This window comes from Bartonella sp. B17 (genome assembly GCF_053795755.1).
On the sequence record NZ_CP200032.1, the window covers coordinates 1704731 to 1720935 of the forward strand.

Genomic DNA, 16205 nt, shown 5'->3' on the forward strand with positions numbered 1-16205 from the left:
CCTTCGCGACACTTTGCCGTAGAAACACTTCTTCCTCTTCCAAAATTATAAAAAAGCATGTAAAAGGTTTTGTAATAGCAAAGGAAAAGATGCAAAAACTTTGCCTTAAATGAAATCTCATTAAACGAAAAGAAGAAAATTTATGCAATTGCGTAACATTGCCATCATTGCCCACGTTGACCATGGAAAAACAACGCTTGTAGACGGACTTCTCAAGCAATCAGGGAATTTTCGTGATAACCAGCGCACAAGTGAGCGTATGATGGATTCAAACGATATTGAAAAAGAACGTGGAATTACAATCTTAGCAAAGGCAACATCTGTTGTTTGGAAAGATACCCGAATTAACATTGTTGATACACCAGGTCACGCCGATTTTGGTGGAGAAGTTGAACGCATTTTGAACATGGTAGATGGAGCAATTGTGCTTGTTGATGCCGCTGAAGGCCCAATGCCACAAACAAAATTTGTCGTTGGTAAAGCACTAAAAGTAGGATTACGACCTATTGTTGCTATTAATAAAATTGACCGACCTGATGCACGCGCTGATGAAGTTATAAATGAAGTTTTTGACCTTTTCGCGGCTCTTGATGCAACTGATGAACAGCTTGATTTTCCTATTCTCTATGGATCAGGTCGCGATGGATGGATGTCTGAATCTCCCGAAGGTCCAAAAGATCAAGGATTAAGTCCTTTGTTTGATCTTGTAATTCGCCATGTCCCTTCTCCGACTGTGGCTGAAGGACCATTCCGCATGATAGGAACTATCCTCGAAGCAGATCCGTTTCTGGGACGGATTATTACAGGACGAATTCATTCAGGCTCTATTAAACCAAATCAAAGTGTCAAAGTTCTTGGACAAGATGGAAAACTTTTAGAAACTGGACGTATTTCAAAAATTTTGGCATTTCGTGGGCTAGAACGACAACCGATTGAAGAAAGTACTGCTGGTGATATCGTAGCAATTGCGGGTTTACAAAAAGGAACCGTTGCCGATACTTTCTGTGATCCTACGGTCAATGAACCACTCACTGCGCAACCAATTGATCCTCCTACCGTTACTATGAGCTTTTTAGTTAATGACAGCCCCCTTGCTGGTACTGAAGGAGATAAAGTCACAAGTCGTGTTATCCGTGACCGTTTGCTGAAAGAAGCAGAGGGAAATGTGGCTCTTAAAATTGAAGAATCCGCCGATAAAGACTCTTTTTATGTTTCAGGACGAGGAGAATTGCAACTTGCAGTTCTTATTGAAAATATGCGTCGTGAAGGATTTGAGCTTAGTGTTTCACGTCCGCGTGTTGTTATGCAAAAGGACGAAAATGGAATAACTCTTGAACCAATCGAGGAAGTGGTAATTGATGTTGATGAAGAGTACTCTGGAACTGTTGTTCAAAAAATGTCTGAACGAAAAGGAGAAATGGTTGAACTACGCCCCTCTGGAGGAAATCGTGTACGCCTTGTCTTTTACGCACCAACCCGAGGGCTTATCGGCTACCAGTCCGAACTTTTAACAGACACACGCGGCACAGCAATTATGAATCGCCTTTTTCATGCTTATGAGCCTTATAAAGGAGACATTAGTGGTCGTATTAATGGTGTTATGATTTCAAATGATAATGGTGAATCTGTTGCTTATGCGCTTTTTAACCTTGAAGACCGTGGACCGATGGTGATCGATGCTGGTGTTAAAGTATATCAAGGCATGATCATCGGTATACATTCACGTGATAATGACTTAGAAGTGAATGTTTTAAAAGGAAAAAAATTAACAAATATGCGCGCTGCTGGAAAAGATGAAGCCGTAAAATTAACTCCTCCCATCAAAATGACACTAGAGCGTGCTTTATCATGGATCCAAGATGATGAACTTGTAGAAGTAACCCCTAAAAGTATTCGTTTACGAAAACTTTATCTAGACCCCAATGAACGTAAACGTTTTGAAAAAACACGCTCATCAATCTCAACCTGATTTCATAATTTTTTCGGCCAAGTCTCCGATCGTACCTTGCTTAACCATATTCCGGAAAGGATATTTACATGAATATTAAGGAAATACCTGTTGGCAAAAATCCACCAGAAGATATCAATGTCATCGTTGAAGTTCCTCTTGGCGGTCAACCAATAAAATATGAGATAGATAAAAAATCTGGAGCTTTATTTGTCGATAGATTTCTTTACACATCAATGGTTTACCCAGGAAATTATGGCTTTGTACCACATACGCTTTCAGAAGATGGGGATCCAATTGATGTTCTTATCTGCAACACCCGTCCACTCATGCCCAGCTGTGTCATCAATGTTCATCCAATCGGTGCTCTTATTATGGAAGATGATGGTGGTAAAGATGAAAAAATTATTGCCATCCCTACCCCTAAATTAACGCAACAATATATCAACATTCATGACTATACAGATCTTCCTGAAATTACATTAAAGAAAATTGAACATTTTTTTGAACATTACAAAGATCTTGAACCTGGAAAATGGGCTAAAATTGAAGGTTGGCGTGATAAAAATTTTGCACATAAATTGATTATGCAAGCCATTGAGCGTTATAAAAGTGCATAACTATTTCAACGAAATAAAGCCTGTTTTTTAACAGGCTTTTACTTTTTATATTTTTATGTAGAGGTACAACCTTCTAAGAAGTATAACACTTTTTTTATCTCTTCTAAATATCCTGAAAAATAAAGCTGTTTGTAGCGCGATGTTATGCCACTTTTTAGAGAAATACAGGAAGGTGGAATTTTCCATTGCTTCGCTAAAAACTTAATAAGCGCCTTATTCGCTTTTCCACCTTCAGGAACAGCGCGAAGACGTATTACCAAATACTGTTTTCCATTATCCCTGCATTCAATTCCTACGACTTTGTCAATTGAAGACTTTGGAATTAGATACACAAACAGAATCACGCCGTTAGCATCAACTTGATGAAACATCCTTATCTACCTAATACGGCATTTTATATATATACTTTATAGATATATATTGCATAAGCACGCCACATAAAGACGCGAATAAAATAAATAATTAAAAACACTACAATAGGTGAAATATCAACCGCTCCAAGATTAGGCAAAAATCTTCGAATACGAGAAAGAATTGGTTCCGTGGCGCGATACAGAAAGTCTCCTATTAAAAAAACGAAACGATTACGCGCATTCACTATATTAAATGCACAAAGCCAAGAAAAGATGACGCTTGCGATTAAAATATCAATATAAATATTGAAAATCAGATCAACCATCTGCAGCAAAGCATAAATCATTCTTTATCCCTCTTTACAATAAACGGAATAGAAGATCATATATAGAAAAGTTTATTAAAATAAACCTATTTACCAAAACTATCTTTTTGGTTAACACACTCCTACACTACACATTAATGTTTCTTTTTATAACAAGAAGAATAAACATCCGAACGAAAAACAGTTAACAAAACAAAAGTAGCAATAAAAAGTTATAGGATTTGCAAAAATTCAAAAAACCTTGAAAACCCCTTGCACGTTAGCTTCACTGCTCTAGCTATATGTTTGTTGTGACAATCATTTTGCTTTGAACAAAAAGGCTACCTTTGTTTTGTTTTGAGATTATTTTTGCAAAGCAGTTAAACGGTTAAGCGCATTACTAAAACCATTTAACTGAACGAATAAGTCGTTAAAAGGTGGTTCGCCAGGAGCTGAAATTGTCATAGCGAGCTTTAATTTTTTTCCAGCACGTAAAGCTGCTACAAAATTTTTGTCAAAAGCTATTGGAACCATACAACCTGATGGAAAACAAGTCCGAATAGCTGTTTCGATAGTAGCCTTTCCCTCATCTACTTGTAAACGAACAGGTTTAGAAACCAGCATGCCAAAAGGAACTGTTAAACTACCAGATACATTGTTATCGGCATCGAGAATAATTGTCATAGCTACAACAACGCGATTCTGATCGTTTACTTCCTGACGGTGTATAAAGCAAACTTTTTTTCCATCCTGCATACCACAGTTAACGCTCCACAAACCATAAGTCTCGGTCAAAGAAGAAGCACCATTAGGCAATGTAGCTGTTGCAGGCTTCGGTGTAGTTGTCTTTGCATCTACTGCAAATGCAGCAGAAGAAATACTTAAAAAAGCAGAGATTATAAATAAATTAAATAATTTTTTCATTTCACATTCCAATTCTTTACATAAAATAGAATTATTTTAAATAAGGGTTTACTTCTTTCTATTTTCTAATAATTACACAATGGTTAAAATATGTTAATAAAAAAAAATAGCATCCTACAATGGTATAGATTTTACGAATATCTAAAACTACCTCTAAACTCATTAACAACTTTCATATAAACCTGCTTTTTAAAAGAAATAATGATTGAAGGTAAAATTTCCAGATCAATCCATTTCCATTTATCAAATTCTGCCTTATTGCCATCTGGAGGTGGATTAATTGCAATTTCAGAAGCTTCCCCCGTAAATTGAAAAGCAAACCATTTTTGCGTTTGTCCGCGATATTTATTGCTTAAGACATGTCCAGTAAATTCCTGTGGAAAATCGTAATAAAACCAATCCTTTGCTTCCTTAATTAAGGTTACAGATCGAATACCCGTTTCCTCGTAAAGCTCACGACGTGCAGCATCTAATGGTTCTTCATTCTCATCGATCCCTCCTTGAGGAAGCTGCCAAAAATCAGACACTTCAGTATCTGCATGGGTGTGCACCATTAAACGGCGCCCAACCCAAACTTTACCTTCATGATTAAATACAAGAATTCCAACACATTTTCGATAAGGAAGAGCTTCAAAATTTACAATTTCATCCATTCAATTATCCCTTTAAAGCATATGTTATACAAACTCCTTCTTATTTTAAGATATCTTTATTGGGATCTGGTGGGAATGCTGCGTTCGCCATTTCACCCCGTAAAAGCTTATAAGCCTCATTCAATTGAACATCATCCTTAGGATCTTGCGGAACAAAGGCGGCTGAGCCAGATCCTTTATTGCTTTCTCGTTTTCCTTTGATATGCCCTTTTAACTCAGATTCACCAAGTTTTACATCATACCCCTTATATTTTTCAGGTAATGGCTGCTCTACAATAATATCTGGTGTAATACCAGTTCCTTGAATTGAAGTACCAGCCGGCGTATAATAAAGCGCCGTTGTCAAACGTAAAGCACCATTTTCACCCAAAGGAATGATTGTTTGAACAGATCCTTTACCAAAAGACTGTGTACCTAAAATTGTAGCACGACGATGATCTTGCAAGGCACCGGCAACAATTTCAGAAGCACTAGCTGAACCGCCATTGATAAGTACAATGAGAGGCTTTCCATTTATAATATCCCCCGGCTTAGCATCAAATCTCATGACATCACTCTTTTTGCGTCCACGAGTCGATACAATCTCACCTTTATTAAGGAAAGCACTCGAAACACTAACCGCTTGATCTAAAAGACCACCAGGATTAAGCCGCAAATCAAGAACGTAGCCCTTTAATTTATCTTGAGGAATTTTAGACTGAATATCTTTAATTGCGGCTTGAAGATTGCCAAAAGTTTGTTCAGAAAATTGGATGAGTCTTAAATATCCAATATCACCCTCAATGCGATATTTAACCGCTTTCACTTTAATGATATCACGGACAACTCTAATCTCAAGCGGCTTATCAACGCCAGAACGAATAATTGTCAATGTAATCGGCGTTCCAACGGCTCCTCGCATCTTATTGACAGCGTCATTTAATGTTTGACCATTCGTCTGTACGCCATCAATTTTTGAAATGAAATCTCCCGCTAAAATGCCTGCTTTTGAAGCGGGTGTATCATCCATTGGAGAAACAACTTTAATTAAGTTTTTTTCCATGGTTACCTCAATACCAAGCCCTCCGAATTCTCCTTTAGTAGAATCGCGCATATCCTTGGCTTCTTGAGCATTCATATAAGATGAATGTGGATCAAGCGATGTAAGCATGCCATTAATAGCATTTTCAATCAGCTTTTTATCATCCGGAACCGTCACGTATTGCGTACGTACGCGCTCAAAGATATCCCCAAATATAGCCAGCTGTTTATAAGTATCGCCTTCGTTATTCGCAGCAACAGACTGCATCATAACCATTGAACTGGCGCCGAGCAATACCCCAGCGACCCAAAGAATAACTTTACGAATCATTTTGGCTCCTTCTTGATTTTTCTGTTCGCCACCAAGGAGTTGGATTTATAGGTTTTCCCTGTTTTCTAAACTCAATGTAAAGCATTGGAACATTTTTTCCTATATCCAATGCAACATTGTTTGCAATAAATTGCATTCCCATCGTACCAAGAGGCTCACCTGAAAGAACAAATTGCCCCTGAGTTACGTTAATCCTAGACATTCCGATAAGAACGATATGATAACCATTTCCAACATTAAGAATGATTAACTGTCCATAAGAACGAAATGGTCCAGCAAAAGCAACAAGAGCATCAGCAGGCGCTACAACAACAGCAGCTGATTCTGTTTCAATCATTTCACCAAAGCGTGTTATATACGAATTATTATTAACGTGTTTAATTTTTTTTCCTGAAACAGGAAAAAGTAAAGAGCCTTTTTGGCTTTCAAAATTGTATTTTTCTAACAATTGTAAATTTTTTTGTACCTGTACTGATGCAGTAGAACTAAGCTGTGACTGACGATCAAGCTCTAAAATCAATTCTTCTAAGGAATGCGCTTTTTTTGCAAGATCAATATTTTTTTGTCGTTGTTCCGTTAATTCTTGTTCTGATTTTTTTTGTAATTTAGCTTTTTCGTCTAATAAAAGCTCCAGATGTTTTCGCTGTTCCGCTTGGTTTTGCATTTTCATCTTTAAAACTGAATATTGCATTGCAATTGAGTTGCTTAAATTAGTTAAATCCTTAAGGGTTGCTGCCAAAATCCGTATTTTTTCTTGCATATTAAAGGTAATAGTTCCTAACAAAACAGAACTACGCACGGATGCTAAAACATCCTCAGGCCGCACCATAAGAGCGGGAGGCGGATGCAAGCCCATACGCTCCAAGATAACAAGAACATCAGCAAATTCAGCTCGATGACTTTTTAAATTTTGAGAAATTTTTGCTTGTTTCTTCATCATTTGTTCAAGTTTTTCTTTCCTCTCAGCAATTTCATTTGCTACGGTACGTTCTGCTTTTGCAGCTTTTATTAACGCGTCAGTTAAAACATGTTGATCTTTTCTTAAACGTTCAACTTGATTAACAAGAAAAGCAACACGCTCACGCGAAACAGAAATATTTTGGCGAATTTCTACCAACGCTTTATGTGCTTCTATACTACTAATCGCATCTTCGGCATATGATACAGACAAGCCCCCCCCCATGCTCAATAATAGCACAACCAATATCACGTATTCTTCATATAAACATCGCATATTCCTATGAAGAATCCTCTTCATTTACTCAACCATTAAGCCTAATTGCATAAACTAAAGATGACGCTTTAAATGATGTAACCTAAAACAATATTAATAAATATAGAAATAGATATAAAATTGTACTAAAATATTTAAACACGATGATAAGGATGGTTATTTGCAATTGTTACAGCCCGATAAAGCTGCTCTGCAAGCAATATACGTGCAATCTGATGCGGCCACGTCATAGAACCAAAAGACAAAAGAAAATCACCACGATTTCTTATCTGTTCATTGTGCCCGTCATGTCCCCCCAAGGCAATTACCACATCACGAACACCTTCATCACGATAGAATCCCAATTTTTCAGCAAAAGCAAATGATGAAATCGATTTTCCACGCTCATCTAACACAATTAACCGACATTTTTCAGGCAAAAACTCAATAAGTTTTTTCCCCTCTTCTTCCATACGCTGGTATGCTGTCTGAGCACGACTCTCTGGTATTTCCTGTAATATTTTAAAATGAAAACCCACAGCTCCAGAGCTTTTAGAAAAACGATCCAAATAATGTTGAACTAATTTCTGTTCACCCCCTTTTTTCATGCGACCAACAGCAAAAATAGAAATTTGCATGTCACTGATCTCCGAAGATAACCAACTTTGTATTGCTTGAATCTGGAGCAAGCCACATTTTTTCTAAATTATAAAAGAGACGAATTTCTGGACGAAAAAGATGAACAATAATATCACCTGTATCAATTAACACCCAATCGCCTTCAGCAAGACCTTCTACTCTAGCTCGACCATACCCATTGTCTTTCAAAGCAGATAATAAATGGTCAGCAACAGCAGAAACATGACGCTGTGAATGCGCTGAAGCTATCACTATATAATCAGCTAAAGGTGACTTTCCCTGAATATCAATAGAGACAATATCTTCTGCTTTTGTATTCTCTAAACTATTGAGAATAATTTCAAGACCATCAGATACCGAAAAGAGTTTTTTTTCTGCCAAGGGCGTAATATTGTAAGAACCTTTTTGTAAAACGTTTTTCAGACCAATATCCTTTCTTATTGTTTAAATGTAGAAAAAAGACAAGCTCCTTTAAATTTGCAAAATCTTGTAAAATATTCAAGAAAAATTATTCTTTTTTAAACGAAGGTTTGTTGAAGACTGAAAAGATAAAGGTCCATGCAAATAAGTCCAAACTGGTGGTTTCATAAAAGGTAACCGTATACTTTCTCTCTCATCTAAACGAAAGAAACGATAAACCCGTGCCATAGGAGAAGAAAGCGTAGACATACGTACCGAAGGACGATCTACAACCACAATAGGAAGCATAAACATGATATCATGCCACCTATACCAACGATGAATTGTTGCAAAACTATCTGCGCCCATAACCCATACAAAATGCACTCGTCTGTGATGAGTCAAAATATGAGAAATTGTATCTACTGATGCTGTCTTACCCACGGCCTTCTCAAAACCGGTTACGCGTATTTTGGGATGATCAATGAGCTCAAAGCTTAATCGCATTCTCTCATCTAAAGATGGTAAATATGTACAATTTTTTAAGGGATTTCCTGGAGTTACCATCCACCACAATTGATCAAGATGTAAACGTTTAATTGCTGTTTTAGCAACAAGAAGATGCCCTCCATGCGGTGGATTAAAAGACCCTCCAAAAAGACCAACAACATTTGACCTTTCAACATGTGGCATACGATCTTTCCAGGGAAAAAAATTTTTTTTCAAGGTCTAACCTGTCCATTTCCTCTAATATGATACTGAAATGACGTCAGTTGTTCAACTCCTATAGGACCACGTGCATGTATTTTCCCTGTTGCTATGCCAATTTCCGCTCCAAAACCAAATTCACCTCCATCAGCAAATTGTGTAGATGCATTATGCAGCAAAATAGCCGAATCCAGACAATTAAAAAATGCTCTAACCACCTTCATGTCTTCAGCAATAATCGATTCAGTGTGTCCAGATGAATAACGTTTAATGTGTGTAATAGCTTCTTCAATACCTTCAACGGTTTTAACGGAGAGAATTGCGTCAAGATATTCGCGCGACCAATCTTCTTCAGATGCTAATTTTACACCTGACATAAGACAAACAATATCTTCTGTTGCACGAATTTCACAGCCCTTCTCTTGTAAAGCCATCAAAACAGGAAGAAATTTTTTTAATGTCTGACGATCAATTAAAACCGTCTCAACCGCACCGCATATGCCTGTGCGCCGCAACTTTGCATTCAAAACAATATCACGAGCCATATCTAAATCTGCTGACTGATCAATATAAATATGACATAACCCTTCTAAATGAGCAAAAATAGGGACACGCGCATCAGACTGAACACGCGCAACAAGTTTTTTTCCACCACGAGGTATAATAACATCAATCGTCCCATCCAGCCCTTTTAGCATTTCTCCGACAGCACTGCGATCTGTCGTTCCAACCATTTGAATGCTATCTTTAGAAAAACCAGCGTCCTCTAATCCTTTTACCAATGCAGAATGAAGCGCATGCGCAGAATGAAAACTATCTGACCCCCCACGTAAGATTGCAGCATTTCCAGCTTTTAAGCACAAAGCACTCGCATCAATTGTAACATTTGGCCGACTCTCATAAATGATACCAATTACGCCAAGAGGTGTGCGAACACGACTAATATGCAGCCCATTTGGACGTGTCCATTCGTTCATAACTTGCCCAACAGGATCAGGCAAACAAGCAATTTGGCGAACACTATCTATGATTGCACGCAAACGCAATTCATCTAACTTAAGCCGATCAACCATCGCTGCTCGCAAATTATTCTGAACCGCATTTTTTAAATCTTGGCGGTTGGCTCGTAAAATTTCAGCTGACTGAGCCTCTATATTCAAAGCTATTAATTCCAATGCTTTGTTTTTTTCTTCAGAAGAGGCAATTGCAAGCATTGAAGAAGCATGGCGTGCTTTTCGTCCCATATTCTTCATCTGTTCTTCTAAAGACATTTTATCATCCACTTCGCTAAAACAATCAAAGAAAGTAAAAAATAATTTTTTTAAATAGAATCAGTCAAGCAGCGTAAAACCATATCATTACGATGAACCATAGCAGAACGCGCTTCATAGCCAAGGATAAGCCCAATTTCTTCACTTTTGCAGCCCATAATGCGTACAGCTTCATCTTTTCCATAACTCACAAGTCCACGAGCAATTTCAACCCCATTTTCATCAACGATTGCAACTGTATCTCCCCGATAGAATACCCCCTCAACAGCAATAACCCCTGCAGCCAATAATGATTTTCCAGCTTCAAGCGCCTTAACGGCTCCTTGGTCAATCGTCAAAATACCAGATGGATCTAAATGACCAGAAATCCAAGTTTTCCAGGCATTAACTGGCTTTTCACTAGCAGCAAAAAAACTTCCACGCTCCCCTCTGTCAATCGCTGCAAGAGGGTTCATACGCTTACCTGAAGTAATGATCATAGCCGTTCCAGCAGAATTTGCTATTTTTCCAGCATCAAGCTTGGTTTTCATTCCTCCCCGAGAAAATTCTGAGGCAGCAACATCTGCCATTTTTTCGATATCACTTGTGATTGATGCAATGAAGGGAATAAATTTAGCTGTCGGGTCACGGTGAGGAGATTTAGTATAAAGACCATCGATATCTGATAAAAGTATCAAAAGATCAGACCCCATCATCGTTGCCACACGTGCTGCTAAACGATCATTATCACCATAGCGAATTTCACTAGTCGCAACAGTATCATTCTCATTAATAACAGGCACTGCTCCAAAGCGCAAAAGCACATTAATCGTAGCACGCGCATTAAGATAACGTCGTCGCTCTTCTGTATCAAATAAAGTGAGCAAAATCTGACCAGTTTTTATGCCATATCGAGCAAGTGCATCACCATACGTCTTAGCTAACTCAATTTGCCCCAAAGCAGCACACGCTTGGCTTTCTTCCAATTTCAAAGCACCTCTCGGAAGATGCAGCAATGTTCTGCCTAAAGCAACTGCTCCTGAAGATACCAGTAAAACCTCAACACCTTTTTGATGCAACTTAACAATATCACTAATCAAACTATTGTGCCATTCAGCTCGCAAACCTGTCTGAGGATCAACCAAAAGTGCAGATCCAACTTTAACCACAATGCGTTTATAGTGCGCAAGCTTTTGCAATCCAACTGCCATCTTAATCAATCCTACTGCCTTTATTTATATTCTCTTCTTTGCGTGCCATCTCAATAATGTGTGCACCAGCGCGCAGCACATTTTCTAAACCTTCACGACTGACAGCAGAAAACATCATAACAGATTGACCAGTCACTCTTTGCAAAATCTCTTGTTTTGCTTTACGCTCCTCAATGGTTAAAGTATCTATCTGACTTAAAGCAACAATTTCAGTTTTATCACTCAGATTATTTCCATATGCCTTAAGTTCATTACGAACAATCTGATATGCCTTTGCCACATCTTCTTCTTGAGCAGAAATTAAATGGAGTAAAACGCGACAACGTTCAACATGCCCTAAAAAACGATCCCCAATTCCCACACCTTCATGAGCTCCTTTAATCAAACCAGGAATATCAGCAAAAACAAATTCACGGGCATCAATATGCGCGACACCAAGATTAGGATGCAGAGTGGTAAAAGGATAATCTGCAATTTTTGGTTTTGCAGATGTTACTGATGCTAGAAAGGTTGACTTTCCCGCATTCGGCAAACCAACAATTCCCCCATCAGCAATTAACTTCAAGCGCAACCATAGCGTACGCTCTTCCCCAACCAAACCAGGATTTGCATAGCGTGGTGCCCGATTTGTAGATGTTGTAAAGTAAAGATTTCCAAAACCGCCATTACCTCCTTTTGCAAGACGGTAACGTTGTCCAATTTCTGTTAAATCACAAATTAAAGTCGCATTATCTTCTTCAAAAATTTGTGTCCCAACTGGCACTCTAAGGATAATATCATCACCCTTTTTACCCGTCATATTACGTCCCCTGCCATGCCCTCCTGTTTTTGCTCTGAAATGCTGCTGATAACGGTAATCGATCAATGTGTTGAGTCCATCAACAACGAGAGCCCAAACATCACCACCACTTCCTCCATTGCCACCATCTGGCCCCCCAAACTCAATGAATTTTTCACGACGAAATGATACTGCCCCCGCTCCTCCAGTACCAGAACGAATATAAATTTTAGCTTGATCAAGAAATTTCATGTAAACGCTCACTGAGGAATCAATTCCTCTAACCTCTATAGGTAATGCACCAATTTTTCATCATCTAAAAAAGAAAAATTGTGAATAATATCATTAATAACTGCTTGGAAATACCTTCACGATTTAAGTATATAAGTGACCTTAAACCTCCTGAAAAGAGAAAGCTATTATTAAGTTTTTGTTTTTCCTTTAAATCCCAAAGCTAAAAGATAAAGCTCAACGGATTCTGTTCGACTTGCAGGCGGTTTTACATGATGAACTGTTTTAAAATTCTGTTTCAATGTAGTGAGAAGAGTGTTTTCTGCGCCGCCTTGAAAGGCCTTTGCTAAAAAATGCCCCCCAGGCTTAAGAACCGAAAGAGCAAAATCAGCAGCAACTTCGCATAAATAAACTGTCCTCAAATGATCTGTCTGGCGATGACCCGTTGTCGGCGCGGCCATATCAGAAAGAATTACATCTGGCTTTTTCCCCAAAGTATCAATTAATTTCTGCGGAGCATCTGCACATAAAAAATCCATTTTCAGTACCACAACTCCAAACAATGCATCAACATCCAAATAATCAATACCAACTACACTGGGATTTTGATCACTTGATCCTACAATACGTGCAGCCACCTGACACCATCCACCTGGCGCCGCTCCAAGATCAATGATATTTTGACCTTTTTTGAGAAATTTATAGCGCTCATTAATTTCGATTAGCTTATAAGCAGCACGTGAGCGATAACCATCGATTTTTGACTGATGAACATATGGATCATTCAGATGCCTCTCTAACCATCGCCTCGATGATGCTTTAATGGTCCCTGCTTTTTTTTTTACGCGCTGATGTAATTCATGCGATCCTGAGCCACCATATCCACCAGTTGGTGTCTTTATTATTTTTTTCATAGTCACTCATTGTCTCCACATTTTTATTACTGCTAACACTTAAATCCTCTCCTATCTTTATGGCGCACCACGCACGACTACAGAACACTAATTTCAACAAAATTTCTTTTTTAACCCTCAGTCTGCAACATTTAATCGTTAATTATGTCCAATTATATATCAAGTTAAAATTAAATCTTCTCCTTCTCATTAAGGATTAGATACCTGCTTTTATGTTTCTTAATAATCTGCTATAAGAGCAATACTCGATATCATTCATCTCAATATCGTCAACCACCCTTTAATCCTAACATGTTAAATAAAGTGCATTTCTGCTAAAATCAAAATTATTCTAAAAATCTTCAGAAAACGAATTCTCAACCTTTAAATTAATTCAATTTATAACCGTTTATAACCGTCTAAAAATTATTACTAAAAAATTGCACATAATTTTTACTTTTTCAAAACTGCCTAAGCTACCCATCACGCTCTCAAAACCTTTAGAAAATATTATATCTATCGATAATAAAAATAAGGCGAGAAAATCTACTTAATTAAATGTAAAAATAACTTTAAAGAACATAAAGAATATAATTTAAGTATCTCATATCCAATATCAAAAAGCACAACTGAAGCAAACTTTCACTAAATTAGCGCTCATGTCTCCTCAAGACAGAAAGTATTCATTATAACCAAATGATAATGCTTGATATTCTTTTGTAGCTTTAAATAATAAGATCTCCAGTACTTTTTATATAAGAAGACCATTATTTATCATACCTTATTCAAATCATGTGATACATAAAAAAAATCAACAATCCCAAAACATCTTAATTTAATAAAAGTATAATAATCATTAATTCTCAAGTTAAATACCTTATATGAAGCAAAAGCTTTACTTGAAAATATTTTGAGTAAAAACTTCATCCTATAACAGCACATTCTTTTATCGGCTTTAAACCGTAAACTTGGCATCTATATTGAAACGCATTTTTGCAAATTCGCTACCTTTTCTTCATGTAATTTACGCTAAATGCATCTCTAAAAAATTATCATGAAAAAATAAATTCTTATATTATTTTAAAATTCATGTTCGTTTATCTTAAATTATAGAGCTCTCAAAAAATCATATAAACTAAAAAAATTAATTCACTTTTTGTCTAAAAAAGCAAATGTTTTGACTTACTTCAATTTATTCCTAAATTAACTGCTCTCAGTACTTTTTTACTGTTAATTACCAATGTAATTCGACTTATAAATTTTGCAGAAAACTCTAAATTAATGTTATATTATAGCGTAAGCAATTCATCATGATTTTGCTAAAATCGTTTTATTTACACAAATATTATCGCTGCAAAGAGTAAAGTGCTTCGCTAAGGCCCTTAAATGGCGCAGTAAAAGACAATGTATCACCATCTTTAACCTTATAAGAAATGCGTACATCTTTGTTCTGTTCTATTTGTTTACTTAAAACCGACTCTACAGGCAATTGCGCTAAACATACGCTTTGATTGCACTGTATATAACGGATAAGAACAGGTTTTTTAACACCATCTATAAACATTTTAATAGGAACACTTTTATCAGCTTTCGATAATGTCCTAAAAAGCATCACCGCTTGACCATTTTTTGTAGACACAAGAGACCAACTAAAAATAGTATTATCCTCTTTATCATGAACGGCTTGCGTTACATTACATATCCCTTGATGAAGCGATTTTTTTTCATCACAAATCAAAGTCCAATTGTAAAATTGCATAATAATTCGACGTGTTTCGCCAGGAGCACCACTAGGAACAGACAACTGTGGTGGGTGTATTGTATAAGCGTTATTATTTTGATTAGCAAAACTCTCACTTTTACCCAGCAAAACAAAGATAAACAAAATTTTTGCCAAAATATTCCGCTTTTGGATAATTTTATGATTTTTTTTTACCATTGTTTATATCAGGATATTTCCTGCTCCCCACATCCAAGTTATCTTCTGTTATTTTCTATAACCGTAAAATTAACCGCCATTCACTGTTTTCTAAAAATTTCTAAAACTTTATCACCTAATACATTGATAATTTTACTAATCATCATGATGAGTATCATGTGCAACCATCATCTCTATTCCAATTTAAGCAATTGAATGATATATTCTCTTTAACATCATAAATATAATCATTTATAATCAATATATTTTTACTAATAGCGTTGAATAGCATTACAACACTTACTCTCATCAAGATGATTACTATTTGAGTAACCTTATATCCGGAAAAAAACTACTGTCTACCTTTACCTTATATTCAACATCACCTTCTAAACAACGCAGCAAACATATTATTCGCCAATAAAGCTACAAATTCTCCACTGCGTATTGTGAAATTTTAGACATTTCAACCTTATGTTTTTTATATTTACATTCAGTATCAATAGCTATTGATCGCCATAACAAAGCGAACACTTTGTGAATCAGATACAGCAACACTCTTGTCACTTTTAAAAAATATTCTTATTAAATCGAAATCTGCTAAAAAGCTCGAAAAACATTCCATAAAGACGTAATTTCTGAAATCAATAAAATGTTTTAATAATAGATGATTGTTGAGTAAAATAAAAAACTAATTCCCTATCTATTAGTACAGCATATATTTTTTCATAATCATAAAAATAAAAACCATAAAAAATACAGCTCACCATTCACATGTACAATTTATGAAACTTTACATCACTACCCGTTA

Annotated in this window: 16 protein-coding genes; 2 read left to right on the forward strand and 14 right to left on the reverse strand. The window is 36.6% G+C overall.

What is annotated here, in order from left to right; translation table 11 throughout:
* Nucleotides 1-142 precede the first annotated feature (142 nt).
* Both typA and ppa read left to right on the forward strand, forming a co-directional pair.
* Entirely contained in the window at nt 143-1969 is a 1827-nt protein-coding gene (gene typA, locus V4B18_RS07700; protein ID WP_455475837.1) for a translational GTPase TypA, read from the forward strand.
* Nucleotides 1970-2037: 68 nt separating this feature from the next.
* On the forward strand, nt 2038-2568 hold the full coding sequence (ppa, locus tag V4B18_RS07705; RefSeq protein WP_455475838.1) for an inorganic diphosphatase: 531 nt from the start codon (nt 2038-2040) through the stop codon (nt 2566-2568).
* Between the two features lie 53 nt (nt 2569-2621).
* On the opposite strand, the gene V4B18_RS07710 is transcribed toward ppa, so the two are convergent.
* The 14 genes from V4B18_RS07710 to V4B18_RS07775 form a co-directional block, all read right to left on the reverse strand.
* Nucleotides 2622-2939 (reverse strand): DUF167 domain-containing protein, encoded by a 318-nt coding sequence (locus V4B18_RS07710; RefSeq protein WP_455475839.1) that lies wholly within the window; start codon nt 2937-2939, stop codon nt 2622-2624.
* A gap of 23 nt (nt 2940-2962) precedes the next feature.
* Nucleotides 2963-3268, reverse strand: a complete 306-nt coding sequence (locus tag V4B18_RS07715) for a YggT family protein (RefSeq protein ID WP_455475840.1) — start codon at nt 3266-3268, stop codon at nt 2963-2965.
* A gap of 321 nt (nt 3269-3589) precedes the next feature.
* Nucleotides 3590-4150, reverse strand: coding sequence for an invasion associated locus B family protein (locus V4B18_RS07720; RefSeq protein WP_455475841.1), 561 nt, complete (start codon nt 4148-4150; stop codon nt 3590-3592).
* A gap of 131 nt (nt 4151-4281) precedes the next feature.
* Nucleotides 4282-4803, reverse strand: coding sequence for an RNA pyrophosphohydrolase (locus V4B18_RS07725; RefSeq protein ID WP_455475842.1), 522 nt, complete (start codon nt 4801-4803; stop codon nt 4282-4284).
* Nucleotides 4804-4843: 40 nt separating this feature from the next.
* Nucleotides 4844-6154: a S41 family peptidase gene (locus V4B18_RS07730; protein ID WP_455475843.1), complete on the reverse strand. Its 1311-nt coding sequence runs from the start codon at nt 6152-6154 to the stop codon at nt 4844-4846.
* Entirely contained in the window at nt 6144-7388 is a 1245-nt protein-coding gene (locus V4B18_RS07735; RefSeq protein WP_455475844.1) for a murein hydrolase activator EnvC family protein, read from the reverse strand. Before V4B18_RS07735 ends, V4B18_RS07730 begins: the two co-directional genes overlap by 11 nt.
* Before the next feature lie 134 nt (nt 7389-7522).
* Nucleotides 7523-8005, reverse strand: a complete 483-nt coding sequence (gene rlmH / locus V4B18_RS07740; protein ID WP_455475845.1) for a 23S rRNA (pseudouridine(1915)-N(3))-methyltransferase RlmH — start codon at nt 8003-8005, stop codon at nt 7523-7525.
* A 1-nt stretch (nt 8006) separates the two neighbouring features.
* On the reverse strand, nt 8007-8435 hold the full coding sequence (rsfS, locus tag V4B18_RS07745; RefSeq protein WP_455476565.1) for a ribosome silencing factor: 429 nt from the start codon (nt 8433-8435) through the stop codon (nt 8007-8009).
* Nucleotides 8436-8504: 69 nt separating this feature from the next.
* Entirely contained in the window at nt 8505-9098 is a 594-nt protein-coding gene (locus tag V4B18_RS07750) for a nicotinate-nucleotide adenylyltransferase (RefSeq protein WP_455475846.1), read from the reverse strand.
* Nucleotides 9099-9127: 29 nt separating this feature from the next.
* Nucleotides 9128-10384 (reverse strand): glutamate-5-semialdehyde dehydrogenase, encoded by a 1257-nt coding sequence (locus V4B18_RS07755; protein ID WP_455475847.1) that lies wholly within the window; start codon nt 10382-10384, stop codon nt 9128-9130.
* A 50-nt stretch (nt 10385-10434) separates the two neighbouring features.
* Nucleotides 10435-11574, reverse strand: a complete 1140-nt coding sequence (gene proB, locus V4B18_RS07760; RefSeq protein WP_455475848.1) for a glutamate 5-kinase — start codon at nt 11572-11574, stop codon at nt 10435-10437.
* Between the two features lies 1 nt (nt 11575).
* Nucleotides 11576-12604 (reverse strand): GTPase ObgE, encoded by a 1029-nt coding sequence (gene obgE / locus V4B18_RS07765; protein WP_455475849.1) that lies wholly within the window; start codon nt 12602-12604, stop codon nt 11576-11578.
* A 170-nt stretch (nt 12605-12774) separates the two neighbouring features.
* Nucleotides 12775-13497: an RlmE family RNA methyltransferase gene (locus V4B18_RS07770; protein ID WP_455476566.1), complete on the reverse strand. Its 723-nt coding sequence runs from the start codon at nt 13495-13497 to the stop codon at nt 12775-12777.
* A 1324-nt stretch (nt 13498-14821) separates the two neighbouring features.
* On the reverse strand, nt 14822-15415 hold the full coding sequence (locus V4B18_RS07775) for an invasion associated locus B family protein (protein ID WP_455475850.1): 594 nt from the start codon (nt 15413-15415) through the stop codon (nt 14822-14824).
* Nucleotides 15416-16205 lie beyond the last annotated feature (790 nt).